The organism is Faecalicatena orotica, assembly GCF_003149245.1.
Lineage (GTDB): Bacteria > Bacillota > Clostridia > Lachnospirales > Lachnospiraceae > Faecalicatena_A > Faecalicatena_A orotica.
The window spans coordinates 1-26,807 of the sequence record NZ_QGDL01000022.1 but is presented as its reverse complement, the minus strand read 5'-3'; the positions used below and the strand labels follow the sequence as shown (position 1 = coordinate 26,807).

At 46.2% G+C, this 26,807-nt stretch carries 25 protein-coding genes; 9 read left to right on the top strand and 16 right to left on the bottom strand.

Going from position 1 to position 26,807, the window contains the following annotated elements; translation table 11 throughout:
- The first annotated feature begins 157 nt into the window (after positions 1-157).
- The 3 genes from A8806_RS24550 to A8806_RS24540 are packed head-to-tail and all read left to right on the top strand — an operon-like array spanning position 158 to position 3,490.
- The gene (locus A8806_RS24550) at positions 158-532 is read left to right on the top strand and encodes a GntR family transcriptional regulator (protein ID WP_109733805.1); all 375 of its coding nucleotides are present in this window, start codon (positions 158-160) and stop codon (positions 530-532) included.
- The gene (locus tag A8806_RS24545; RefSeq protein ID WP_109733804.1) at positions 529-1,431 is read left to right on the top strand and encodes an ABC transporter ATP-binding protein; all 903 of its coding nucleotides are present in this window, start codon (positions 529-531) and stop codon (positions 1,429-1,431) included. The genes A8806_RS24550 and A8806_RS24545 overlap by 4 nt, the downstream gene beginning before the upstream one ends.
- Positions 1,406-3,490, top strand: a complete 2,085-nt coding sequence (locus tag A8806_RS24540; RefSeq protein ID WP_109733803.1) for a DUF6449 domain-containing protein — start codon at positions 1,406-1,408, stop codon at positions 3,488-3,490. The genes A8806_RS24545 and A8806_RS24540 overlap by 26 nt, the downstream gene beginning before the upstream one ends.
- 192 nt (positions 3,491-3,682) lie before the next feature.
- On the opposite strand, the gene A8806_RS24535 is transcribed toward A8806_RS24540, so the two are convergent.
- The 3 genes from A8806_RS24535 to A8806_RS24525 form a co-directional block, all read right to left on the bottom strand.
- A complete protein-coding gene (locus A8806_RS24535; protein ID WP_109733802.1) occupies positions 3,683-4,858 on the bottom strand; it encodes a SpoIIE family protein phosphatase in 1,176 nt (391 codons plus the stop codon).
- 1 nt (position 4,859) lies between these two features.
- Positions 4,860-6,572 (bottom strand): [Fe-Fe] hydrogenase large subunit C-terminal domain-containing protein, encoded by a 1,713-nt coding sequence (locus A8806_RS24530; RefSeq protein ID WP_109733801.1) that lies wholly within the window; start codon positions 6,570-6,572, stop codon positions 4,860-4,862.
- A gap of 93 nt (positions 6,573-6,665) precedes the next feature.
- A complete protein-coding gene (locus tag A8806_RS24525; RefSeq protein WP_109733800.1) occupies positions 6,666-7,769 on the bottom strand; it encodes a hypothetical protein in 1,104 nt (367 codons plus the stop codon).
- Between the two features lie 291 nt (positions 7,770-8,060).
- Between A8806_RS24525 and A8806_RS24520 the strand changes: the two genes are divergently transcribed.
- The gene (locus A8806_RS24520; protein ID WP_109733849.1) at positions 8,061-9,278 is read left to right on the top strand and encodes an amidohydrolase family protein; all 1,218 of its coding nucleotides are present in this window, start codon (positions 8,061-8,063) and stop codon (positions 9,276-9,278) included.
- A gap of 99 nt (positions 9,279-9,377) precedes the next feature.
- On the opposite strand, the gene A8806_RS24515 is transcribed toward A8806_RS24520, so the two are convergent.
- The 5 genes from A8806_RS24515 to A8806_RS24495 are packed head-to-tail and all read right to left on the bottom strand — an operon-like array spanning position 9,378 to position 14,402.
- Positions 9,378-11,120, bottom strand: a complete 1,743-nt coding sequence (locus A8806_RS24515; protein WP_109733799.1) for an NADH-dependent [FeFe] hydrogenase, group A6 — start codon at positions 11,118-11,120, stop codon at positions 9,378-9,380.
- A 16-nt stretch (positions 11,121-11,136) separates the two neighbouring features.
- A complete protein-coding gene (gene nuoF, locus A8806_RS24510; RefSeq protein WP_109733798.1) occupies positions 11,137-12,924 on the bottom strand; it encodes an NADH-quinone oxidoreductase subunit NuoF in 1,788 nt (595 codons plus the stop codon).
- 18 nt (positions 12,925-12,942) lie between these two features.
- Positions 12,943-13,326, bottom strand: a complete 384-nt coding sequence (locus A8806_RS24505; RefSeq protein ID WP_109733797.1) for a (2Fe-2S) ferredoxin domain-containing protein — start codon at positions 13,324-13,326, stop codon at positions 12,943-12,945.
- Positions 13,327-13,342: 16 nt separating this feature from the next.
- Positions 13,343-13,903: an ATP-binding protein gene (locus tag A8806_RS24500; RefSeq protein WP_109733796.1), complete on the bottom strand. Its 561-nt coding sequence runs from the start codon at positions 13,901-13,903 to the stop codon at positions 13,343-13,345.
- A 4-nt stretch (positions 13,904-13,907) separates the two neighbouring features.
- Positions 13,908-14,402, bottom strand: a complete 495-nt coding sequence (locus A8806_RS24495; protein WP_109733795.1) for an NADH-quinone oxidoreductase subunit NuoE family protein — start codon at positions 14,400-14,402, stop codon at positions 13,908-13,910.
- A gap of 319 nt (positions 14,403-14,721) precedes the next feature.
- On the opposite strand from A8806_RS24495, the gene A8806_RS24490 reads away from it, so the two are divergent.
- From A8806_RS24490 to A8806_RS24470, 5 genes are read left to right on the top strand one after another with little or no spacing between them, the layout of a single operon-like run.
- Positions 14,722-15,066 (top strand): DRTGG domain-containing protein, encoded by a 345-nt coding sequence (locus tag A8806_RS24490; protein ID WP_109733848.1) that lies wholly within the window; start codon positions 14,722-14,724, stop codon positions 15,064-15,066.
- On the top strand, positions 15,067-15,489 hold the full coding sequence (locus A8806_RS24485; RefSeq protein WP_109733794.1) for an ATP-binding protein: 423 nt from the start codon (positions 15,067-15,069) through the stop codon (positions 15,487-15,489).
- A gap of 25 nt (positions 15,490-15,514) precedes the next feature.
- Positions 15,515-16,924, top strand: coding sequence for a [Fe-Fe] hydrogenase large subunit C-terminal domain-containing protein (locus tag A8806_RS24480; protein WP_109733793.1), 1,410 nt, complete (start codon positions 15,515-15,517; stop codon positions 16,922-16,924).
- A gap of 44 nt (positions 16,925-16,968) precedes the next feature.
- Complete coding sequence (locus A8806_RS24475) at positions 16,969-17,301, top strand: hypothetical protein (RefSeq protein ID WP_109733792.1); 333 nt, start codon at positions 16,969-16,971, stop codon at positions 17,299-17,301.
- On the top strand, positions 17,298-18,017 hold the full coding sequence (locus A8806_RS24470; RefSeq protein ID WP_109733791.1) for a PHP domain-containing protein: 720 nt from the start codon (positions 17,298-17,300) through the stop codon (positions 18,015-18,017). The genes A8806_RS24475 and A8806_RS24470 overlap by 4 nt, the downstream gene beginning before the upstream one ends.
- A 51-nt stretch (positions 18,018-18,068) precedes the next feature.
- Here the strand turns inward: A8806_RS24470 and A8806_RS24465 are convergent, their stop codons facing one another.
- The 8 genes from A8806_RS24465 to A8806_RS24430 form a co-directional block, all read right to left on the bottom strand.
- Complete coding sequence (locus A8806_RS24465; RefSeq protein WP_109733790.1) at positions 18,069-18,761, bottom strand: response regulator; 693 nt, start codon at positions 18,759-18,761, stop codon at positions 18,069-18,071.
- A gap of 81 nt (positions 18,762-18,842) precedes the next feature.
- Entirely contained in the window at positions 18,843-20,279 is a 1,437-nt protein-coding gene (locus A8806_RS24460; RefSeq protein ID WP_109733789.1) for a sensor histidine kinase, read from the bottom strand.
- Between the two features lie 53 nt (positions 20,280-20,332).
- Complete coding sequence (locus A8806_RS24455) at positions 20,333-20,986, bottom strand: potassium channel family protein (RefSeq protein WP_109733788.1); 654 nt, start codon at positions 20,984-20,986, stop codon at positions 20,333-20,335.
- 16 nt (positions 20,987-21,002) lie between these two features.
- Positions 21,003-22,343 (bottom strand): TrkH family potassium uptake protein, encoded by a 1,341-nt coding sequence (locus tag A8806_RS24450; protein ID WP_109733787.1) that lies wholly within the window; start codon positions 22,341-22,343, stop codon positions 21,003-21,005.
- Entirely contained in the window at positions 22,340-22,807 is a 468-nt protein-coding gene (locus tag A8806_RS24445) for a hypothetical protein (RefSeq protein ID WP_109733786.1), read from the bottom strand. The genes A8806_RS24450 and A8806_RS24445 overlap by 4 nt, the downstream gene beginning before the upstream one ends.
- A 126-nt stretch (positions 22,808-22,933) precedes the next feature.
- Entirely contained in the window at positions 22,934-23,125 is a 192-nt protein-coding gene (locus A8806_RS24440; RefSeq protein WP_109733785.1) for a hypothetical protein, read from the bottom strand.
- A gap of 302 nt (positions 23,126-23,427) precedes the next feature.
- Positions 23,428-25,140: an adenine deaminase C-terminal domain-containing protein gene (locus tag A8806_RS24435; RefSeq protein WP_109733784.1), complete on the bottom strand. Its 1,713-nt coding sequence runs from the start codon at positions 25,138-25,140 to the stop codon at positions 23,428-23,430.
- A 12-nt stretch (positions 25,141-25,152) separates the two neighbouring features.
- Positions 25,153-26,457: an NCS2 family permease gene (locus A8806_RS24430; RefSeq protein ID WP_109733783.1), complete on the bottom strand. Its 1,305-nt coding sequence runs from the start codon at positions 26,455-26,457 to the stop codon at positions 25,153-25,155.
- Positions 26,458-26,807: the final 350 nt, after the last annotated feature.

Below are 26,807 nucleotides of genomic sequence, written 5' to 3'. Positions count from 1 at the left end.
ATTATATGTTAAATCCCTCTAATTAGCAATAGGAAAACAGTTTTTTTTCAAGTGAAAACAGTTCTTCTTTTGTTGACAGTTTAACCACATCATGTTATCATAAGTGTATTATTTGAAATAGTACACTTGATACACTCAAGAAAACAGGAGGACCGGTATGATTACCATTGATTATCAGAGCAGGATCCCCATCTACGAACAGATTGTAGAGCGGTTTGAGATGCTCATTTTAAAGGGTGTTCTCGAACCGGATGACCAGATGCCTTCTGTCCGCTCACTTGCCCTGCAGCTTTCGATTAACCCCAATACAATCCAGAAAGCCTATACACAGCTGGAACAGCAGGGATATATCTACCCGGTTAAGGGGCGAGGAAATTTTGTCTCGGGTTCCGGTAAGCTGGCTGAAGAGAAGAAGCAGGCATTTTTTCAGGATCTGGACGCTCTGCTTGCTTATGGAAGGGAAATCGGCATCACCCAGAACGAATGCAGGAATTATATAGACCAGTATTATTCAGAAGGAGGGGAGTCATGATCGAATTAAAGAATCTTGATAAGACGTTTCAGAATGTCCATGCAATCGACCATATGAATGCTTCCATTAAGGAAGGAATGATCTTCGGACTCGTCGGGAGCAACGGTGCCGGCAAGAGCACGCTGCTGCGTCTGATCGCCGGAGTACTGATGCCGGATAAGGGACAGGTTCTGGCAGACGGGATACCCGTATCGGAAAACCCTGCTGCAAAAGAAAAGATTTGTTTTTTATCAGATACCCCTTACTTTTTTCCAAATGCATCGGCAGCCTTTATGCGTGATTATTATGCTCTGGCATATCCAAGGTTCGATTGTAAACTTTTTAATACACTCGCCAATAAGCTCAATATTGATTTCAGCAGAAAGCTGAATACCTTTTCAAAAGGAATGAAGAAACAGGTATCCATCCTGCTTGGTATCTGCACTGGGGCAGATTATCTGCTCTGTGACGAGACCTTTGACGGGCTTGACCCGGTTATGAGGCAGGCCGTAAAGAGCCTGTTTGCATCCGAACTTATGAAGCGGGATTTCACTCCGGTCATCGCCTCCCATAATCTCCGCGAGCTGGAGGATATCTGTGACAGCATCGGACTCATCCACAACGGAAAGCTTCTTCTGACCGAAGAGCTGGACCATTTAAAATATCATGTACATAAAATTCAGTGTGTACTTCCGAACGAAGCCCTGGAACAGCAGCTTATAAAGGAACTCACAGTTCTGCAGTACGAAAAGACAGGTTCCCTTCTTCTGCTTACTGCAAGGGGAACGAAGGAATCGCTCCTGCAATGTGTAAACCGGAAGAATCCGGTATTTGCAGAAGTACTGCCACTGACACTTGAAGAAATCTTTATCAGTGAAACGGAGGTAGCCGGCTATGACATCAAAAATATCATACTTTAAATTCATTGAAGCGGACATCAGGAACCGGGGCTGGCTCGCCGCACTTACCGCTGTCTTTACCTTCCTGCTGATGCCTGTTTATACGATGATCACTCTTGACACGATGAAACACCAGAGCTCCGGAGACGGACAGAGCCTGAAATGGATCTCCGAACTGTTTCCCCAGATGCTCAATGGGACCGGGCGCAGACCTCTTTCCATATTTATTCTTGTAATTGCCGTACTTTGTGCAGTAAGCGGTTTTGCTTATCTGCATTCCAGAGAAAAACAGGACTTCTATCATGGGATGCCGTTAAGCCGGATGCAGTGGTTCACGATCTCTTATGCCGGGGGACTGCTTATCTTTCTCGTGCCATACCTCCTGTTTGGTCTCTGCACCATACTGCTTGGTTATGCGAATGGGCTGATGACCGGAAACATCCCACTTCTCTGTGTAAGCGCACTTCTGGGGGGTATTCTGGGATTTCTCATCTGCTATCACGTTAGTATCCTGGCCATGTTCCTGACAGGACGGATCGTCACAGGCGTTCTGGCATCACTGGTCCTTTTAGTTTACGGCACCGTTATACTTTCATTGTTCGATGGATTGTCCGATCAGTTTTTCGCAACATGGTATAATGGAATGCCTACAGGTTTTATAGACAAACTGCAGTCTTATTCGTCCCCTGCATTGCTGTATACGAAGGTATTGAGGGTCTCCACAGCGTCACCCTCATCCCCCGTCCTGATCATCTGTTCGGTCATAACTGCCGTCCTGTTTCTCGGCGCCGCACTTTTCGTATACCGGCATTACCCTGCCGAGGCTGCTGAGAATGCCCTTGCATTCCGGTCTTCTGCACCGGTGATTAAGGTTTTGATAACGATTCCCACCTCGCTGTTTCTGGGCATGTTCATCATTTCCCTGAAATTTTATGGCAGTGTAAGGTGGCTCATAATTACCAGTATACTGGCCGCTGTCCTTTTGTGTATGCTCATCGAATTTATTTATCACAGAGATCTCGCGAAACTTCTTTCTGGGAAGGCCTCTTCGGGAATCTCTGTCGGCGCAGTCATCGTCATTCTCTGTATTCTGCAGTTCGATTTGTTTGGCTATGACTCTTACCTGCCGCCGGAGCGCAGACTTGACAATATGTCTGTTTATGCAGACTTGTTTTCGGGCTATTTTACTTACCCCGAAAACATCTACTCTCTCTCCTACGACCAGCTTACTGCCAAAAACGCCGCCTTTACCGATTATGCGCCGCTTTACCAGCTGGCGAAAGACGGTATCCAGAATGTACAGGACAAGATTACGCCCAAGACAGTGGATTATGAATCTTCCTCCTACAATTATTTAAGTATCTCTGTAAGGTATGGTATGAAAAACGGAAGAGATATTTACCGGAGATATGCCGTCGACCGCACCGGACTGTTGAATACATTATCAAAGCTGTGTGAAAATAAGGATTACCGGAGAGAACTGTTTCCTGTCTTCCATCTCGATAAAGATGATGTGTTAAAGGTTTCCGTGCAGGACCTCTATTACCAGCCCATGTCCCTCCCGCTCAGCCGTGAACAGCAGAATGAGCTTCTCGAGGCATATGAAAAAGACGTTCTGGCAGCAGATATTGCCGATCTGCAATATGAATCCCCCTTGGGCGAACTGGTTCTGGAGATTTCAAACACATACCCGGAACAGGACATCTATGCGGGTGAAAAAACCGCACAGCTCGGACAGTTCTATATTTATAAATCATATACAGGCACATTAAAACTGCTGCATGATTATGGAATTACCCTTCGGGAGAAAATAGCCCCGGAAGATGTAACTTCTATCACATACTACCCGAATATCGACGGTCAGGATGATCTGGATGCAAAAGCTTATATCAAAGATTACACATCCGGCGCAGGAATCACCATCACAGACCCCGCTAAAATCGGACAGATACTGAAAAAAATAGACTACGACGAATGTTCCGGAATCCTCGGCAGCAGACAGACTGCCGCCGGATCTGTAGAAATCATATTAGCAGGCCAGGCTTATCCTAATGTATACATCATTCCTGAGGCACGGTAACAAAGTTGATATAAATATTAGATTACCTATTACTTTCGATATATAAAGAAATGTGTTATAGTAGTTTCATAAAAGAGCACCGCCCAAAAGGTGGAACCTCAAGTATTGTTTACATCCTAATCAAGGATGCGCCTACTCTGTTGGTCGGACAGGGTAGGCATTTTTTAAGAAATTTTTTCTTATAAAGTCTGTTTAATAATACTTTACCGTGACTCTCTTTCCCATTTTTTCAGCCGCATGGATCAGTTGTTCAACCAGGTTCATCCGCACACTCAGGTCGAATCCAAGTTCCTGGTCCTGATGTGCCTCATTAACCGCCGTACCTACAAACAGATTCAGCTCGGTACACTCTTCTATAATCAGTTTTGCCAGCTTCGATGCACCGTTGTTAGCATCCAGCTCGTCAAAGAATTCAACATCAAACTCATCATTGATATATCGTTTCAAAAGCTTTAACGTCTTTCCGAGGGTCAGCACGCCTTCAGTTACCAGATCCAGTCCGGCGATGGACGCCATCGGGGGAACGGACGGATCGCTGCGGTCTATTTTGGTAACAATCTCTTTGTGGAGCACACGGGCTGCGATATTGGCACTGGTTCCGCCGGATACAACTTTTTTCCCTTCCATATGTATGAACTCATGCATCAGCTTTTCATCTTCATCCTTGCTCTTCGGCGGCCCTGTAAAGATATTCACCACTCTCCGCTCGATGACTCTTGCTACGGCTACCGTGGTGTCGTCGCCCGGTTTCTGTACATACAGGTCGTCACATGCCTGACTCAAAAGAGCTGCGAGTCTGGAAGCCGACAGCGTCTTCTTCGTACACTGCAGTGTATACTCGGCCATGCTCTCCCACGTCCAGCCTTGTAGATTCAATATTTCCCCGGCCCCCGCATAAATCACGCCGTCGCTCATCAGTACAAAGCAGTCATTCTGCCTGACCTGAAACCGGTACTCGTGAATTTTCTTTCCTTCTATAACCCGCTCTTCATACGGGTATTTTACGATCTTCTGATCCCGCACAAAGACGCAGTCCGGGTTGTCAAATTCCACCAGATAGGCCTCCCCATTATGGAAAATCTGCAGGATACTGAAGGTTGCATATGCCACCTTCCTGACCTGACAGATCGGAAGGGTCTTCGCTATCGTCTCCACGCAGGATTCAATCCCGGCACCTTCAAACAGCATCGTCCCTAAAATCTTGGAGGTCAGTGTCGCCAGAATGTTCGCTTTCACACCGCTTCCCATCCCGTCCGCAAGAATCACAATGTCGGAATCTTCGGTCTTTAATATCTCCACCTTATCACCGCATAATTCTTCGTGGTGCTTGTTCAGGCTCTTCCAAGCCACATCAATACTAACGCTCATACTATTCCTCCCCTTCATTGAGGATAGAATCCCGAAGCTTTGTCAGGGTTACCTTCGTCTCAGCTGTCGTCTCTCCGAGCAGGCCCGCAATCTCCTGTGCAACCATCATCTGCTTTTCTATGACCTTCTGGGCCATCTCCACTGTTTCTACCTTCAGGTTGTAATGCTGTTCTTTAATCTTTTCTTCCCTCGTAATATCCTGGAAAGTAACAAGGACTGAATCCAGATTTTCGATATATACAATCGTCTCCTCCGCAGTCATCCTGCCATGTTCCAGCTGGATTTTCTTATGGATCACAGGCTCTTTGGTCCGCAGGGTTTCCTCGATATCGTCAGCCACGATAAACTCAAAAATATATCGCTGCACGGCCTCATCCCTGCCCACACCAAGCAGGTCCTGTGCCTTTTTATTGCATTCACGGATTCTTAAGGTGCTGTCTATGATGAAGATCATATTCGGTGTAACGTCCATCACGACGTTAGACATGGACTCGGCCTGTGTTAGTGCATATGGCATGCACATGGACAGTTCCGCCTTGTTCTGGCAGACCGCAATCGCTTTATCGCGGCAGGTCGGGTACCCGCACGCGCCACAATTGAGTTCATCCTCCACGGAATATTTCCCCGTGGATTTCAGCACCTCCCGGATTTCTTCCTCTGTAGGTACAGGGTCCTTAAGCCTGTTATCCTCAAATTGTTTGTACAGTTCCTCTGTACTCATGTCCGGAAGATTCCGCGCCGCTTTGTGGGATACCTCGTTTTCAATCTTTATCTTTGCCTTTACATAGGAGGTGTTCCATCTGGCGGATGCCGGCCCTTTTGCACAGCCTCCCTCACAGACATTTGCCTCGATAAAGCAGTGGTCCAGCTCGCCTCTCTGAAGGCATTCCAGCATTTCCATGCAGTTTGACAGGCCGTCCACGTAAACCTTGTGGTATGTATCTGCCTCTTCCTCCGCTACGACAGACTGTATCACACCGCCGCTGATCGGATACAGGCGGTTGACCTTCGGGTCCGGATTCCCCATCGGCCGGTCTTCACAGTCATGGATATTGATTCCGGCCTCTTCCAGCCAGATAGCAAGCTCTTCAAATGTCAGGATGGCATCAATCGCACCAAATACCCTCTCATCCCCGATTGCCTCCTGTTTCTTGGCAATGCACGGCCCCAGAAATACTACCTTCACATCGTCCCCATATACCTTTTTAATATAACGCCCGTGCGCCACCATCGGAGAAACGACCGGTGCCAGCAGGTCCACACAGTCCGGATAATACTTTTCAACCAGATCATTGACGCTTGGACAGCAAGTCGTGATGATATTCGGCATCTTCTTTTCGCGAATGATCTTCTTGTACTCATCCGTAACCATCGCCGCCCCCTCGGCAGTCTCACGAACCTCGGCAAAACCGAGTCTTTGCAGCGCATCCACCACCTGGCCGGGACGGTCAAACTCCAGTACGCCGAGATAAGACGGGGCAATCGAGATGATGGTCTTAAACCCCTGTCTTAAGTATCCTTTCACCCGGTCCATGTCACTGGCAAACGTCTTCGCATTCTGCGGGCAGATCTCCATGCAGCGGCCACAGTTAATACAGTGGTCCTTCAAAATATGTGCCTGCTCATTCTGTACCGAAATCGCCTTTACCATGCAATAGCGCACACACTTATAACAGTGTCGGCATTTTGCATCCTTAAAATCAATGACTCTCATGACTTTCTCTTCCTCCTGCTTTACAAGATTTTCTGGACTTTCAATTCCTATTTATTGTTACAAATTACCGGCAGAACCGCTGTTGCAGACATCTTAATCCGGGACAGGGCAGATTGCATTAACAAGCCTGTACACATCAGAAGACTCATCCACCGACGTAAAAGACGACGCATTAACCTCTGCTTTGAATATTGTTTCTTCACCAAAAGCCGGGGCAGCCGCATACTTTTCAAGAATCCCGACAAATGCCGCACTTGCCGAATCTATATCATAATAGGTGCCGTTCTGGAACTCATTCCACGCAGCTGTCAGACTATTGTTCGGAGTTATAACAACTTCAACTGTAAAGTCCATGATCCCGTTCTGCTTCGGTATTCCGACGGAATAGCTGCACTGTTTTACAATATTTTTCACGGCTGCGCTGCACCGCTCACGATATGGCTGTGAGAGATCATCCGGGGGATCAAATGCGCCGCCCGACTCATACCACGCCTGTGCCTCTTCCTGTGTCTTTCCTGAATGTTTCATAAACTGGGTGAATTCCCCTTTTAATGAGGCATCCAGATATGCCTGAAAAAAGTCCCGTAAATCCAGTACACTGCATACATCCTCATATGGTTTCATATAACCGTCCACGGCTCTGGACAAGGCCTTCTTTATCTCCTCTTCTGACACATTGTAGGAGCCATCCTTCTCTACTACAGTGAAATCCAATACCCTGCCGTCCAGGTTGATGATATGATCCTTCAGGGCTTTCTTATCCTCCTCAAGAAGTGCGGACACGGATTGTGTAAGGTCTGTGTCTGACATTGCCTCCACATAAGCTGCATTTACTTCTTCCAGAGAGGCCTCAAGGTCAATTGGCTCATAGGATACCCTGGCCGTGTAGCTGCCATCCTTTTCATCAATCGAGGTAACCTGAAACTCCACTTCTGAATAAGCTTCGGCAAGGAAATCCAGATAAGGGGATTTTAATTCCTCCGGAAAGGTGAGGGTAAAATCACACATATCCTCCGTCTCTTTTATCCCTTTCTCCAGAAGCTCTGAGAAATCCACGGGTTCCCGTTTCAGAGAATCCAGCACAGCCTTTTTCACCCCTTCTTCCGGGTCCCTTTTCGGTGCAGTGCTGCAACCAGATAAAAAGGCTCCCGTAACCATAACTACTGCAAGAAATCCGCTTATTAATTTTTTCTTCATCTTGAAACTCCCCCTGTTGTATTGTCCTATTCCAACCTTTTTCTGCTGTTAATAATTATAACTTATTTTATTGGTTTCATCAACGAAAAGCGGGCTCGTTTCTAACCTGATTCCTGGTACTTAGTTATTATTCACATCCAGCAGGGTGCACGGCATGGTCTGGGCATTAACGGTATTTATGCACAAAATTACTGCTGCATTTTTGGGGAATACGTGAATAGACTATTAGACTATAGTCTAGTACAATAAGCTCAATATGCATCCATAGCAGATATGGGGAAAGGACAGAATATGATTATTAGTGCAAAGACAATCATTACAGGGGATGGCTCAACAGTCTTAAGGGACAGCGCTGTCAGAATCAATGAAAAGGGGCTTATTGAAAAGGTAGGAAGCAGGGAAGAGGTTGCCGCCGCCTATCCGCAGGAAACATTCAATGATTATGGGGATGCAACAATTATTCCGGGCATGTGCGATATGCACTGCCACCTTGGATATTGGTACAGCCAGCCCGACAGCTTTAATTACAATGACCAGATGATTATGATGTATGCACTTCAGCATGCACAGGCGGCTTTTACAAAAGGTATCACAAGCGTAAGAGACTGCTATTCACCGCATGGTGTCTGCAGGACGTTGAAAATGTCTGAAGAGAAAGGTTTTATTACAATTCCGAGAATCACGCACGTAGATGCGGGCATGTGTATGACAGGCGGGCACTGCTGGGATGAAGTGATTCAGGTCGACGGACCCTGGGCGATTCGTGCTGAGATCCGAAAGCAGGTCAGAGACGGGGCCGAATGGGTTAAGGTACTGACCAGCCACCGTTCCCACATCCCGGAATATACACAGGAGGAACTGGATGCCGCCGCAGATGAGTGCCACAGAAGAGGTATCAAATGTGTCGTTCACGCCGGAACACATCCTTCCATACAAATGTGTATCGATGCCGGATTCGATACGATCGAGCACGGCACATTTCTGACTGTCGAGCAGGCACAGCAGATGAAGGAAAAAGGAATCTCCTGGACACCTACAATCTTCGCATATACATATCTTTATGAAGTATGTAAAAAAAATATAGAAGAAGGAAATGCAGACGTATTCAGTGACCCGGTTGCTGCGAAAGAACAGAGGGATTATGCTTTCTACGAGCCTGCCTATGAATCTTACCGCGATAATTTTAAAAAGCTTTATGATACCGGCGTAACAGTCTGCACGGGAAGTGATATGGTCATGTACGGTGCCCCGGTCCTTCCTGTACAGCAGGAACTGACCTACATGGTGAAATACGGCATCACACCGGTACAGGCTATCCAGACTGCAACAGCAAACCCGGCAAAGGTTCTGGGCAGGGAAGATGAACTTGGAATGATTAAAGAAGGACTTCTTGCTGATATTACAGTGGTTGACGGAGATTTGAGCGCTGACATTAATTGCGTATTTCAAACAAATACTGTATTCCTCGGTGGGAAAAAGGTTTATGAGCAGGGAACAAGATACGTTTAAAAAAGCTAACAGGATTGGTCTTTACATATAGTCAAATTCACGGGAATAAAGCAGCCGGAACTTGTTGAAAAGGTTCCGGCTGCTTTATTTATGGTTTTTTTAATTGATGCTGCGTTTCACGTAGCTTGTATGTAAGATATGGTGTGCTTTCTCGCTTCCCGGCTCGCCTAAGTATTCTTCGTATACTTTCTTGATTGACGGGTTGTCGTGTGACTTGCGCAGTGTCTTTGCTGAATCGTTATCATACAGTACTTTTGCACGGATTGCACGAACATCCTCGAAATTACGCACATCAGCGTGTACCTGAGGCTGTCCGCCTCCGTTTACGCAGCCTCCCGGGCAACACATGATCTCAATGAAGTGATAATCTGCTTCCCCTGCACGGATCTTATCCATCAGTACCTTTGCATTGGATAATCCGGACGCAACCGCTACCTTGACATCCATTCCTGCGACATGGTAAACGGCCTCTTTGATACCTTCCGTACCACGCACATCTGTAAATTCTACATTTGCCAGTTCTTCCCCTGTCAGCTTCTCAACTGCTGTACGAAGAGCCGCTTCCATAACACCGCCAGTCGCACCGAAAATCACGGCTGCCCCTGTAGACTCTCCTAACGGGTCATCAAAACCTTCATCCGGCAGAACTCTGAAATCAATGCCTACCTTACGGATCAGGCGTGCAAGCTCTCTCGTAGTGATAGAAATATCCACATCCGGAACACCGGCTGCATTCTGGTCATCACGACCGATCTCAAATTTCTTTGCCGTACATGGCATTACGCTGACACATACAATATCTTTCGGGTCAATCCCCATCTTCTCTGCATAATATGTCTTCGTGATCGCACCAAACATCTGCTGGGGTGATTTACAGCTTGACAGGTGATCCAGCAGGTCCGGATAATAGTGTTCGCAGTATTTGATCCATCCCGGTGAACAGGAGGTCATCATCGGCAGTACCCCGCCGTTCTGGACACGTCCGAGGAATTCGTTTGCTTCCTCCATGATCGTAAGGTCCGCACTGAAATCTGTATCAAATACCTTGTCAAATCCGATTCTGCGCAGGGCTGCTGCCATCTTGCCCTCCACGTCTGTTCCCATCGGATATCCGAATTCTTCCCCAAGTGCCGCCCTTACAGACGGAGCCGGCTGAACAACAACATGCTTTGTCGGGTCTGCGATTGCTGCGAGAACATCATCAACAAAATCTTTCTCATATAAGGCACCTGTCGGACATGCTGCAATACACTGGCCGCAGGATACACAGCTTGTGTCTCCCAGCCCCATATCAAAAGCGGAGCCGATAAATGTCTCAAATCCACGGTTGTTTGGTCCGATTACGCCTACTGCCTGCACTTTTTCACAGACTGCCGAACAGCGGCGGCAAAGGATACATTTGTTATTGTCACGGATCATATGCGGTGCGCTGTCATCCAGCTCATAGTGCGGAGATTCACCCGCAAAACGGTCCTCATCTTCTACCCCCAGTTCCTGGCAGAGTTCCTGAAGCTCACACTTCCCGCTTCTGACACAGGAAAGGCACTTCTTCTCATGATTAGAAAGGATCAGTTCCAGTGTACGTTTTCTGGACTCGATCAGCTGCGGTGTATTCGTCAGTACTTCCATGCCTTCATTGATCGGGTGTACACAAGCCGCAACCAGATTCCTTGCTCCTTTTACTTCTACAATACACATACGGCAGGCACCAATCTCATTGATGTCCTTTAAGAAACAGAGTGTAGGGATCTTGATCCCTGCCAGACGTGCTGCTTCCAGGATAGTAGAACCTGCCGGTGCGCTGACATTCAAGCCATTGATTTTAATATTCACATTCTCCATATTCTTCTACCCTCCATTACTCTTTGTAAATTGCACCAAAACGGCATTTTTCCATACAAGCGCCGCACTTCACGCACTTCTCAGGATTGATCATATGCGGTTCTTTTACGCTGCCAGTAATTGCATCTGCCGGACATGTCCTTGCACATAATGTACAGCCTTTACACTTATCCGCATCAATCTTGTACTGAAGCAGTGACTTACATACGCCTGCCGGACATCTCTTGTCAACGATGTGTGCAATATACTCTTCTCTGAAGTATTTGAGAGTGGAAATTACCGGGTTCGGAGCCGTCTGTCCCAATGCGCAGAGCGAATTTGTCTTCAGATGGTTACACAGCTCTTCCAGTTTATCCAGATCTTCCATTGTTCCCTGGCCTTTTGTGATCTTATCCAGAATCTCCAGCATACGTCTTGTACCAACACGGCATGGTGTACACTTTCCACAGGATTCATCTACCGTAAATTCAAGGAAGAACTTCGCGATATCAACCATACAGTTGTCTTCATCCATGACAATCAGACCGCCGGACCCCATCATAGAACCGATCGCAATCAGGTTGTCATAGTCAATCGGAACATCGAAGTGTTCTGCCGGAATACATCCGCCTGAAGGACCACCTGTCTGTGCCGCTTTGAACTTCTTGCCATTCGGGACACCGCCGCCGATCTCTTCTACGATCTCACGCAGAGTTGTTCCCATCGGAATCTCAACGAGTCCTGTATTATTGATCTTGCCTCCGAGGGCAAAAACTTTTGTTCCCTTTGATTTCTCGGTTCCCATTGATGCGAACCATTCCGGTCCGTTCACAATGATCTGCGGGATATTCGCCAGTGTCTCAACGTTATTCAGAATCGTAGGCTTCTGGAACAGCCCTTTGAGTGCCGGGAACGGAGGACGCGGACGCGGCTCGCCCCTGCTGCCTTCAATAGATGTCATGAGGGCAGTCTCCTCACCACAGACAAATGCACCTGCACCAAGTCTGAGTTCAATATCAAAATTAAATCCGCTTCCAAATATATCTTTGCCAAGCAGTCCGTATTCTCTTGCCTGTCCGATCGCGATCTCCAGACGTTTTACAGCGATTGGATACTCTGCACGCACATAGATGTATCCCTGTGAAGCACCGATTGCATAACCCGCGATCGTCATTGCTTCGAGAACAACATGTGGGTCCCCTTCGAGTACGGAGCGGTCCATGAATGCTCCCGGGTCACCTTCATCGGCATTACAGCAGACATACTTCTGGTCCGCATCATTTGCAGCCGCAAATTTCCATTTCAGGCCGGTCGGGAATCCTGCACCGCCCCTTCCCCTTAAGCCGCTGTCCAGAAGGATCTGGATTACGTCTTCCGGAGTCTTCTGTGTCAGGACGGTTCCCAGCGCCTCATAGCCGCCGGTCCCTATGTATTCCTCAATATTCTCCGGATTAATGACACCGCAGTTGCGTAAGGCAACCCTCTTCTGCTTCTTATAGAAGTTGGTCTCATTCAGCGGCAGGATATCTTCTGACTTTGTTGTCTCATCGTAAAGAAGGCGGGTAACAACCCTTCCTTTGAGCAGATGCTCTGATACGATCTCCGGAATATCATCTTCCTGTACCATTGAATAGAAGGATCCTTCCGGGTATACGATCATAATCGGTCCCAATGCACACAGGCCGAAGCACCCTGTCTTTACAACACCGACTTCTTCCTCCAGACCCTGGGCTTTGATTTCTTTTTCAAGTCTCTCTATAATTCTCTGGCTTCCGGAAGAAGTACAGCCTGTTCCACCACAAACCAAAACATGTGAACGATACATAATCATTAGCCTCCTTTATTATTTTTCAGCGTTCTTCTGAGCCGCACCTAATGTATATTTTGTCACCACCTGGCCATCCAGCAGATGCATCCTCAGGACTTCCATCGCTTTTTCAGGAGTCATCTTCACATACGTTACTTTCTCCTTGCCGGGTTCGAGTACCTCAACGATCGGCTCATACTGGCACAGCCCGATGCACCCGGTCTGTGTAACACTGATATTCGTAAGTCCCTGCTCCTGGACAGCATCTGAAAGTGCTGTAAGTACAGGTCTTGCACCGCTTGCGATCCCACATGTTGCCATTCCAACGACAACCCTGATCTGGTCCTCACTCTCTCCGCGGATGCCGACTTTACCCTGCATCTTTTCTCTGATTGCACGTAATTCTTCAAGAGATTTCATAAATTTCCTCCTAATATTATATATCCGCTCCCTGGTCCGCCTCTGCCTTATTGGACTCCAGAAATTCCTTAATAAATCTGGAAACCTCCAGGTCCTGGAAGGATATCTCCCCACCCAGTATCTCCTTAAGCTCCTGAGTGTCCAGAACAAATTCGTTCTCATTATACCTGTAGGTATAGATAAAACGGATCTGCTCATTAAAGACTACCAGCGTATGTATTGTGGAACTAATGTCCCCGAGCGGCATTCTGTCAATATGTGATAATTGAAAAACTGCTTTTACAACTGTCCCTTTACCAAGTTCTGACATAATGGAAAAGCTTCCTCCTGCACTTTCTGCAGCCTGTTTGAAAAAAGGCACTCCCAAACCTACTCTTCTCGTAGTCCTAGTCGTGTAAAATGGGTCCTGCACCTTTTCTGTCTGCTCTCGTGACATTCCGCATCCGTCATCTTGAATGGTGACGGTCAGAGTATCTTCTTCTGTCTGTACAAAAACCCTTATTTCAATAAGTGATGCTCCTGCACGCACAGAATTCTCTGCTACATCCAATATGTTCAGTGATATTTCCGGCATCATAGGCTTATTCGTATTTTGCTAAAATGTCATCAATATCATCCACGGTAAGGCGTCCGTATACTTCGCCATTGATCATCATAACCGGCGCCAGTCCGCATGCACCTACACAGCGGCATGCGTCTAATGAAAACTTCCCGTCAGGTGTACATTCCCCGCCGACAATCCCAAGTTTTTCCATCAGTGCATTATAAATGTCACCCGACCCTTTAACATAGCAGGCGGTTCCAAGACAGACGGAAATCTGATATTTTCCCTTGGGACTTAATGTGAACTGTGAATAGAATGTAGCTACCCCATAAATCTTTTCCAGAGGAATCCCTGTTTCATTAGAAATGATTGTCTGTACCTCTATGGGAAGGTATCCGTAGATATCCTGAGCCTTCTGAAGAATCGGCATCAAAGCACCTTTTTCATCTTTCAGCTCAGAAATCACTTTCAATAATGATTCTTCTTGTTCCTTAGTTCCTGAGAACGGAACGGTCTCTTTCTTTGCGAGCATCGCTTAACCTCCATTTCTTTTTTGGACTATATTTAGGTTCATCATATCATAATATATTACAAAATTCCAGCACTATTTCTTCATCTTTTTGTCGTTTCTGCTGATAGCAATTCTCATTTAGTTTCTGTATATTGTTAAATTATTTTCATTCTTTTCCGCTTTTTACGCCATTTCATATGCATTTGGCACAAGGTCTGACATTGCATTTTGCAGGCACAAATGCTATACTGAATTCACAACTGATATGTCATTCCGGATTCATAACCGGCCCCGGAAGACGAAAGGAAACAAACAGAATGTAGATTGGATTGGAGGACTTATGACAATAAAGGAAATGCAAAAACTGCTGGATGCCGAACTTTTGTTTGGCGATGAGCTGCTGGATCTGGATGCCAGATTTGTTTTTTCATCCGATATGATGAGCGACGTCCTTGCCTTTGCGGAAGAATGTTCTGTCCTCATTACCGGATTATGCAATCCGCAGGTCGTCAGAACTGCCGAGATGCTGGATATCGCCTGTATTATTTTCGTGCGCGGCAAGATGCCTGATGCGAACATCATTGCACTCGCACAGGGAAAAGGTATGGCTATACTTGCAACCAAACATTATATGTTCACCACATGTGGAATATTATATGAACATGGACTGCGGGGAGGTGCTTAAATGAGTGAACATCTGACATTTACATACGAAATACCCGGAGATGATTTTACGCGCGCCGGTGAAGCCAGCAGCGCGATCAAGAATAAACTGAAGATGCTCGGCGTAGATAACGCCGCGATACGGAAGGTTGCAATCGCAATGTACGAAGGTGAGATTAACATGGTCATCCATGCTGACGGCGGTGAACTCACTGTTACGATTTCGGATACCGAGATCGTCATGGTCCTCGCCGATAAAGGCCCCGGCATCCCGGATATTTCAAAGGCGATGCAGGAAGGATACTCCACCGCACCTGAAGAAGTCCGTTCCCTTGGTTTTGGAGCCGGTATGGGACTCCCGAATATGAAGAAGTATTCGGATGATTTCCAGATTGAGTCCGAAGTCGGAGTCGGAACAACCGTAACGATGAAAGTATTTATCTAATTATTTACTATTGAAAGGAGCCAATATGGATAAGTTCATTCGTTCTGTTCGTCTGAACGAAGATGCCTGCCAGGGCTGTATCAACTGTATCAAGTACTGCCCTACCCAGGCGATCCGCGTACATAATGGAAAAGCCCACATCATTGACAAGTTCTGCATTGACTGCGGCCGCTGCATCCGCTACTGCCCACATCATGCTAAAATACCGAATTATGATTCACTCAATGTACTGAACAATTATAAGTATACAGTCGCGCTTCCGGCGCCTTCTCTTTATGCCCAGTATAATAACCTGACGAACGTGGATATCGTACTGAATGCCCTTCTGAAGCTGGGTTTTGATGACGTATTCGAGGTCAGCGCGGCCGCAGAGCTGGTATCCGAAGCCTCAAGGGAATATATGAAGGCCCACGCAGATGAAGGACCGTTCATCAGTTCTGCCTGTCCTTCCGTCGTCAGGCTGATTCGTGTGAAGTTCCCGGCCCTTTTGTCCAAACTTCTGCCGATCAAGCCCCCCGTCGAGGTTGCCGCAGAGATAGCCCGGGCACGGGCCATAGAACGGACCGGACTTCCATCAGAGGATATCGGCATTATTTTCATATCCCCCTGCCCGTCCAAGGTTTCCTATGCAAAGGCCCCCCTCGGGATAGAAAAGAGTAACATAGATAATGTAGTAGCAATCAAGGATGTTTATCCGCTCCTGCTGCCCCACATGAGCCGGGATGAAAGCCAGTTAAAGCCGCTCTCCAGTTCGGGGAGAATCGGGCTCGGCTGGGGTAATGCAGGCGGTGAGGTCGGTGGTCTTTTGATCGACAGCTATCTGGCCGCCGACGGGATTGTCAATATACTCCGCGTCCTCGAAGAGATTGAGGATGAAAAGATCCACGGCCTGAAGTTCATAGAACTCAACGCCTGCAACGGCGGCTGTGTGGGAGGCACCCTGACTGTAGAGAATGCCTATGTTGCAACGACAAAGACGAAAAGACTGCTGCGTTACCAGCCTGTCTCCAAGAGCCATCTGAATACATACCCCGAGATTGATAATATCTATTGGGATGATGACGTGGAATACGAACCGGTATTCCGTCTGGGCAATACCTTTAAAGAAAGCCTTGAGATGATGAGTACGGTGGAGGAACTGACGAAAAAGTTCCCGGGACTTGACTGCGGCTCCTGTGGGGCCCCTACATGCCAGACCCTGGCGGAGGATATCGTGAGGGGTGTTGCAACAAGCAACGACTGTATCTATGTTCTGCGTGAACACATTTCCAGTCTTTCAAAGGAAATTGACTTTCTCTCCAAAGCTTCCAGCCAGTCCTGCGGCTTTGAAGATGAAAGCACGAAGCTCCTCCACGAATATATCCACAAACTGACGACAGAACTGGATGCATTTGGCGTACCGGAACAGAAAGCTTCAGATGAGGATCCGTCATGACCTGCCGTTAATCATATTTTTTATTCTGAAAGGAGAAATCATACATGAAACTTCAGTCAGTTTTAGATTTACCGGACTTAAGCGTACTTGTAAAAGGGAATCCTGACCGGGAAGTCAGTAAAGTATTCTGCTGCGACCTGCTGAGCATTGCAATGGGCAAGGCTCCCGCAGACGGCGTATGGGTTACTGTCATGGGGAATAAGAACACCCTCGCCGTTGCCACGCTGACCGATACTGCCTGTATCATACTGGCAGAGGGCGTTGCTCTGGATGAGGGGACTCTCGCACAGGCAGAAGCGGAAGGGATTGCCGTTCTGGCAACAGACCTTCCTGTCTTCGATATGGCTCTGGAAGTCTATGAAGCGGGACTTGCATGATTCCGCTATATTATGATCTTCATCTCCATTCCTGTCTTTCCCCATGCGGAGATGACGACATGACACCTGCCAATATTGTAGGTATGGCATCCATCAAGGGGCTTGATGTCATTGCACTGACCGACCATAACAGCTGCCTCAACTGTCCCGCTGCCATGATTCACGGACAGAATTACGGTGTTACTGTAATACCGGGAATGGAACTGTGTACCGCAGAAGAGGTCCATGTGATCTGTCTGTTTTCAGAATTGGACAATGCACTTGCATTTGACTCCTATGTTTATGAACACTTGATGCCAATAAAGAACAAAGAAGAGATTTTCGGAAAACAGCAGATCATGAACGAGGACGATGAAGTGACCGGAACGGTCGGTAACCTGCTCATCAATGCCACGGATATCCCATTTGACGAAGTAGTCAGCCTGACAGCAGAGTACGGTGGAATCGCTTATCCGGCCCATATTGACAAGACGTCTACCAGTCTTCTGTCTAACTTAGGTTTTGTTCCGCCTGACAGTGCATTTACCTGTGCCGAGGTTCATGATTTGAAGAATCTGCACAAGATACAGAAAGATCATCCCTATTTTTTGAACTGCAATATCATAAGCAGCTCTGACGCGCATTATCTGGAGGATATCCGGGAACCCCAGTATCAGATCTTCTCTGAGTCAAAGGGACTGAAAGATATCTTAACCGCAATTAATAATAAACTCTAAAAAAGGGGATGCCGCTTAAGCATTCCCCTTTTCTTACTCTATTTTCCGGAATCACTCCTTAAACCGGTATCCAACTCCCACTTCTGTCACAATAAACCTCGGTTCCGCCGGGTTTTTCTCAATCTTCCTTCTCAGCGTAGCCATAAACACCCTGAGTGTCCCTGCCTCGGCGCCTTTTGCATACCCCCATATCTCTTTCAGTATATAGTTATGGGTCAGCACTTTGCCCCGGTTCGCAATCAGCAGAACCAATATCTTATATTCAATCGGTGTCAGGTGGATCTCCTCTTCATCAATCATCACACTCCGCTTTGCATAGTCCACAGTCAGGTAATCCTGCCGGAATACTTCCTCTGTATTCTCTAAGGCCATACTCTCCATTTTTCTCATAGCAACACGTATCCGGGCCATCAGTTCTCCCATATAAAACGGCTTTGTCACGTAATCATCCGCGCCCGCATCGAGCGCCTGTATCTTTTCCTGCTCTTCCTGTCTGGCAGACACGACAATGATCGGCGTATTGGACAGTTCCCTGACATTCTTAACAACTTCTAGCCCGTCCCCGTCAGGCAGGCCCAGATCAAGCAGGATCATATCCGGCTGGTTTGCATAGAACAGGCTGATCGCCTCCTTAACAGATTTTGCCACAAAATATCCGTATTCCTCATCTTTCAGAGTCATGCTCATAAAGTTTACAATATATTTATCGTCTTCAACGATCAGAATCGTTTTCTTTTCTTTCATCACTACCACCTGTTATCCATTATGTCATAAGGCCATCTTCTCCAGCCGCCGGAGTGTATGGCACGGTCTGAACAGTAACATTTAATCTGCAAGCCCGGCTTTCAGCCAGAAGGTGAATCTTGCGCCGCCTTCGGCCCGGTTTTCAGCCCAGATTTCACCGTCGTGGGCCTTCACGACTTCCCTGCAGATTGCAAGTCCCAGTCCAATCCCCCGCTTCTGGTCAGTACTCTTATCTGACAGGGAGACAAATTCGTCAAATATCTTTTCCGTCATCCCTTCTTTTATCCCGTCACCGTCATCCTCTACCACAAAATAAACACGGCTGCTGCGGTAAAACACATTGAGTCCGATATATCCGGCATCCTCCGTATGCTTCATGGCATTATCAAGAAGATTCACGAGAACCTGTATAATCATTTTATTGTCCATTTCGGCAACAACAACCCTGTCCGGCAGTGTGATGCGGAAATTACGCCGTTTCTTCAGGCCGATCACATGCTTCTCAGCCTCATATACAATATCATCCACCACTTCCGTACGTTTTTCAATAAACTGCTGCCCGCTCTCGATCTTTGTCATGCTCAGAATATTTTCCATCATCTTCATCAGCCACATCGCCTGTTCCATAACATCCCTGACCAGCCCGTCCTTTGCATCCTGATCCATAGAGTGGTTCTCCAGAATCAGGCTGCAGTCACCCATGATTCCTGTAAGCGGTGTCCTGAAGTCGTGAGAAATGCTCCTGAGCATGCCGCTTTTCATGTGCTCCCGTTCCACTTCCACCTTGGTCTGTTCCTGTTCTGCATAGATCAGTTCCCTGTCCAGCGCGATACCAATCTGATTGGCCGCCGTCTTCACAAGCATTTCTGCCTCCGCCGCCAGTCCCTGATTGTGGTTAAATACTTTTAATGTTCCCAGCTGCCTTACCATACCTATGATCGGAAACATCAGGTAATCCTTAGAGATATACTCTTTGGCCGCCCCGGCCCCGATTGTCTCCCCTTCCAGTTCAACAATGCAATCGTATCCGGTATGCTCATAGATATACCGGATCCCCAGCTGTATGATATTCTCCTTGCCTGTCACATTGATAAACTTTTCTGACATTTCATAAAGCCTGAGTGCCGTCTCCTCACTGTTCTGTGCAATCAGCAGCTGCTTCTGAAACCGTACGGTCAGGCTGGAAGAGATACAGGCCGCCAATAGGAAAAAGCCCATCAGTGCCACATCATTCGGGTTCATGATGGCAAATGTATGCACGGGAACGGTAAAAAAGTAATTGAACATCATGACACTGACGATGGCCCCTATGATCCCATATTCATATCCCCGTGTGAAAACACTGATCAGGAGCACACCGACCATGAATACCATCAGACAGTTTTCTTTCGCAACTCCTGCCCTGTTCAGGATCAGGCAGAACATGCTGGCAGAAAGCACAATGAGTATTGTCCTCAAAGCATAATTTACTCTTCTGTTCTTTGCAATGCTCTTTATAACCCCTGCTGCACTCTTCATATGCTGTGTGCTCTCCTTTCCACCTGCCTGTATTTATTTTTTATCATAACACCTTAATGGATGTTTGCCAATATCCGGTCAATATCCTTTTTCAGTCCAACGACCATCAGATGGTCTTCTGCAGTAAGAAGCCTGTCTGCCTGCGGCAAAAGCTGCAGATGTCCGTTTGTCTTAATCCCAAGAATACTTACATGGTATTTAGACCGTATTGCAAGCTGGCGGATACTCTTTCCGATCCATTCCTTCATCGGTGGTATTTCAAAAATGGAATACCCCTCGGTCAGTTCAATATAGTCAAACACATGGTTTGCGCTATGCCTGACAGCCAGACGTTCCGCGATATCCCGGTCCGGGTAGATGACTTCATCCGCACCGTTTCTTAAAAGGAATTTTGCGTGGATGTCTCTGTTTGCCTTGCTCACAACATAGTTCGCCCCCATTTCCTTAATGAGACTTGTAATCTCCAGACTGCTCTGGAAATTGGAGCCGATGCATACAAAGCAAATATCAAAGTTTCCTATACCGAGACTTTTCAGCACATCTTCATTTGTACAGTCTCCCACCTTCGCCATCGTGGCATACGGAAGCAAGTCCTGCATACACTCCTCGTCCTTGTCAACAATCATAACCTCATTTCCCAGCTGTGACATATTAATACATAGATGGTGTCCCAGTCTGCCAAGGCCTATAATTAATACTGATTTCATATTCTAACTCCTCCAATCAACCTATCATAATCTGTTCCACAGGCAATTTCACCGGCGGTTCTACCTTATGCCCGCGCAGGGAAAGGGCGAATGTCATACTGCCGATTCTTCCACAATACATAAGGAATATCAGTACAATCTTCGAAATAGTTTCCATATCTCTTGTAATCCCTGTTGACATCCCCACCGTCCCGATTGCGGAAATCACTTCAAACGCTGCATCAGTAATTGCAACCGGCTGCACCGTAACGATTACGAGCACTGCCAGGATTACGGAAAATAAATTAATACATAAAACTGCACTGGCCTTTCTGATAGACCCCTCATCCAGCCTTCTCCCGAAAATCTTACAATGCATCTCTTTCCTCAGATTAGCGTGGACATAAATCAGAAGTACCACGAAAGTTGTTGTCTTAATCCCTCCCGCCGTAGATCCCGGGCTCCCTCCTATAAACATGAGAATGGAGGTCAGAATCTTGCTGCTGTCAGTCAGCGCTGCCGTATCCACAGTATTAAATCCGGCGGTCCTTGCAGTAACGGATCCAAACAGAGAACATAGTATTTTATCATCAAAGGGCATTCCTGCAATCGTGTTATTCCGTTCAAAGAAAAAGAGAAGTGCTGCCCCTCCAAAAATAAGTATAAACGTAGATATTAATACAATTTTCGTATGAAGGCTGTATCTCCTAAAGGACACTTTATATATGGAAATATCATTCCACACAAAGAAACCTATCCCCCCTATCACAATCAGGCCCATAATGACGAGATTCACGACCCAGTCATTATAATATGGTGTAAAAGAGGAATAAGCCCCGTGTCCGCCCATCAGGTCAAAACCGGCATTGCAAAAGGCCGAGATTGCATGAAAAATGCCAAAATATACTGCTTTTCCCAGACTCATTGTCTCACAGAAACGAATCGCAAGTATCAGCGCCCCGAGACCTTCGAAGAAAACTGTACCAATAATGATTTTCTTAGCCAGTCTGACGATGCCGCCGACCTGCATAATATTCACACTCTCCTGAAGCGTCCCTCTGGTCCACAGGCCTATCTTTCTCCTGAGTAAGATGGCAAAGCAGACGCCTATCGTCATGAATCCAAGTCCCCCAAGCTGGATGATCACCAGTATCACGCTTTGTCCAAATAGGGACCAGTACTGGAATGTGTCCGCAATCACAAGGCCTGTTACACATGCTGCAGAAGTTGAAGTGAACAGTGCATCCACAGCCGGAGTCGCCACACCGTCCCTTGTGGAGACCGGGAGCATCAAAAGCCCTGCTCCAATGAATATAATAAGACAGTACCCCAATACAATCATCTGTGTCTGCGTTAAGCGTTTTGTAAAAAGTTTCATGCCGCACCGACCTCGTTTTCCATAATCAGCAATTCCAGCCGCTGCAGCAGTTCTTCTTTTTCTGTAAATATCTGGACGTGTGACTGACGGTACAGCCTCATATTCATTTTCTCATTGCACAGGCTGAAAATCTGCGCCCCCGGATACATTTTCCGGAATAAATTGCAGGCTGAAAGGTTATCAATATCGGAGTCTGATACCGCTGCCAGATACTCTACATGCTGCCATGCCCTGTCAATATAGACAGATTCCAGAAATACCGGCTCAATACCGGCCTTCTCAAACCAGGATGCAACCTGCTCCATTTCCTTGCTTTTTCCAAAGATCACTGCGTATTGTTTCTTCTTTGCCTTCTTCTGAAGCTCTTTCTCATCATCGATAAAGCGGTCAATCCCTTTCATCAGATAAAGGCCATACAGAGCTCCGGCTGTTACTATAATCCCTAAAATTAAATTCGTTAACATATTCATCACCTTCTTTTCTTATTATTATCATAATCTTTTTTGCATTAAGGCGGTGATAAAATTAGGCAGTGAAACATTAAGATTGTGTTTAGACCAGAATTTTCCATAAAACTGCTGCATTTGCCTCTATTCGCAAATTGTCTTCAGGTCATCAGTTCCCAGTCTGCGGAATACCTCCAGTATCTTAACTTTTTTGTTTTCTTTCAGTGTACGATATGCGATTTGAAATGCCCCGTCAGATAAAGACCGGATGTGCATCTCTCCCTTCTTTATGTACACTATAATAAATTCCTGTTCTAATTCATAATTAATATCCATACTTTCGCTCCTTTCATAGAATAAAAAAAGCAACTGGATAATTTTTCCAATTGCTAGGGTCAATAATTTTCTGTTGTTGACTGACGTTTTTTCGGGGTGTTTTTCATATAATCCCTCCTTTTCCGGTATTGTTTTTACTGCTGGATTTCCTGAGGATATTAATATTATTTTATCATATCGGGGATTAGAAATACAACTAAATAACAGGCATTGCCAGATGTCTTCTTCCCAAAAATATCATCGGCAATGCCTGTTATTATGCTTACGCTCAAAGATACACTGTATACTTTGCGCCAGATAAATTATTTAACAAACAGCGGAACGATCTCACCTGCTTTTACATCAATTAATCCTCTGTCTGTCAGTTTCAGCGCCGGGCTCACCGGAAGTCCCAGTGTTCCAAATGACATGATCGGATTCAGGTGTTTATACCCGAGACTGTTCATTTTACCCCGGATTTTCTTTACGGCCCTTCCAATGTTTTCCACAGAACCTTCATTTAGAATCCCACAGACCGGAAGTGCCAGTTCTGCCAGAATTTCTCCTTCATTAACAACAAGGAAACCTCCCTGAAGCTTTTCAAGCCTTTGAACTGCCAGTAACATATCCTCTGGTTTATGCCCTGCAACGAGAAGATTATGATGATCATGGTAGTAAGTTGTTGCAACTGTCCCTGCCCTGCAGCAGTCTCCGGTCAGGAAACCATAACCGATATTTCCATTCTTCCCATAGCGTTCAATGACCATTGCCAGCATACAGCCGCTCTCCTGCCAGTGAAGATATCCGTCTTTGACAGGCATTTCAATCTGTACTTCCTTTGTCTGTGTGCATGATTCCTGAACACAGATGGCACGCACAAGCGCTTTCTTACCATTTGCCGGAATTTGAAAATTATTTTTCGTAATCTCTGGCAGGCAGACACTGTGATAAAAGTCCTCAGGAAATTCATAAGAACTTTTCGGTTCCTCCGCAGAATTCCTGTGATAGATCTCTACTCCACATTTATAGACAAGAGATGGCTCCATCACCTCCAGATTTTCAAGCAGCTGGAAATCTGCAAGTTTTCCGGGTGCAATACTCCCCCTGTCATAAAACTGCATTCTTCTGGCAGGGGTAAATGTAGCGCAATAAATGGCCTGTTCCACGGGAAATCCCATGCGAACGGCCTGTTCTGCGACCTTATTCAGATGCCCTTTTTCATAGAGTGCATCGGCCATCGTGTCATCGGTCACAAAACTCACATGCTCATAGAGATTATTAGAAACAATGTAATCCAGAATTTCAGGCTTGAGCATTTTCTCCTGAATCTCGAAGAACATTCCATTTTCAATCCGCTGTCTGACTTCTTCCAGAGTGTGTTCTGTGTGGTCTCCGTCAATTCCCAGATATAAAAATTTCGCAAGTTCAAGACCGGTCAGCGAAGGACAGTGCCCTTCGACCACATATCCCGGCTTTTCTTCCCTGAGGTATTCAAGAAATTTCGTAATCTCCAGTTGGTTGCCCTCTTCTATTATTTTGCGGTAATTCATGATCTCACCGACACAGACTACGTCCTTTTCTTTCAACAGACATTTCATTGCCTCGCAGTCTATGACGCCGCCTGTCGTCTCAAGTCTGGAGCTTGTAGACGGTACACTGCTTGGAATACCATAATAGATATCAATCGGCGCCTCCTCTGCGGCACAGATCATCTCATGTACCCCGCGGATTCCACGTACATTTGCCATCTCATGGGGTTCCGACACGATTGTTGTCACGCCGCAGGAAGCCATATATCTTCCAAACGGCCCCGGAGTCATCATTGAGCTCTCGATATGCATATGAATGTCAATCATCCCGGGAATCATATATTTACCATCCGCGTCAATTTCCTTTACGGCATCAAACTCTGTAGACTTTTCACGGTCGATATAGAAGAATTTCCCGTCCTTTACAGAGACATCCGCCTCAAAAAATTCTTTCCTGTATGAATTGTATACCTTTGCATTTCGAATCCAAAGATCTGCTTTTTCCATCATGGGCCTCCATTAAACAATCGTAAAAAAGTAAAGTGCACAGACGGCAACAAGAATATACATCACCGGTGAAATCTCTTTGATTTTGCCTGCTGCGATTTTCATAATCAGGTATGCAGGAAGCGCCACACAGATTCCGTTTGCGATGTTGTTTGCGAAAATCGTAAATGTTACACAGATAAATGCCGGGATATATTCTGTGATATCATTGTAGTTTACATTTTTCATACCGCTTAACATATTGATTCCGATAAAAATCAATACCGGTGCCGTCGCTGCGGAAGGGATCACCAGTGCAAGCGGTGCGAAAAATAATGCAAGCAGGAAGCATATACTCGTAAATACCGCAGTAAGGCCTGTCTTTCCGCCAGCCTCTACTCCTGCGGAAGACTCAAGGTAGGTCGTCATGCTTGGCATCCCGAACAGCGCACCAAAGCTTGTAGAAACTGCATCTACTTTAAAACATTTGTCAATCCCGGGAAGATTTCCGTTTTCATCCAGATATCCCGCTTTGGCACCGACTCCCAGCACAGTACCAAAGGTTGAGAAGAAATCAGGCACAAACAGTGCGATCAAAAATGGAATGTATGCAAAATTTAATGCTCCAATGAAATCTACCTTTAAAAACTGCGGTACGATATTAGCCGGCATGGAGAAAATCTGCTCCGGCATTTTTGTCACACCAAATGGAATTCCAGCCAGTGTTGTCAAAAGAATGGTAAGAATCATTCCGCCCGGAACATTCATAACCTTCATAATAAGTAATATCACGAAACCAATCACGGTCACTATAACTGCAGGTGATTTCAGATCACCAAATCCAAGTGTATTCTTTGCCTCATTTGCTATAATAAGCCCACTGCTCTTTGCCCCCAGAAGTGCAATAAATAAACCGATTCCGGCACTGACTGCATGCTTCAGACTGACTGGAATTACTTTTACAACAGCTTCCCGAAGTCCGAGAAAAGAAATCAGTATAAATAATACACCGCTCCAGAAGATAACTCCTGATGCGATCTCAGCCGGGATTCCTTCATTACTGATCATCGAAGCTACGATTCCGACGCTTCCAAGCCCCGGTGCCAGAACGAATGGGCGGTTTGTATATAACGCCATCGCACAGCTTGTCAGAACAATCAGCAGAACCATGACAGTCAGCATCACATGTTTATCTGCCCCGGCACCTCCAAGGATGTTCGGCACCGTCGCCAGAACATATGCCATCGTGACAAATGTAGTAATACCTGCCAGAAGTTCTGTCTTTACATTTGTATGGAACTTAGAAAACTCAAATTGTTTTTCCACCCACTGTTTCATAAGTACCGTGAATTCCAAAACTGAACCCTGTATGCAAGACTAAATCCCACGTACCATTAAAAAACGTACTGATTTAAAGAAATTTTTCATCACATTTGCGCCATTACGTGCTAAAATAAATATGAATTTATAAGAAACTCCATAAACCGGGTACAGCAAACAGACCTCTGGGAGATCGACTTGCAAGACTAACTCCTACAGGTCGGACATGATGATGTGAAAGTTGTCCGGGATATGGTGGCTTGTATTTTTATCGTTTAATGCTTAAGCAGCTTCGGGCTTAGTACCACATCATCAGGTGCTATGTACTGAAGCTGCAGTGCTTTCAGCACTTCTTCATCAAACATTTT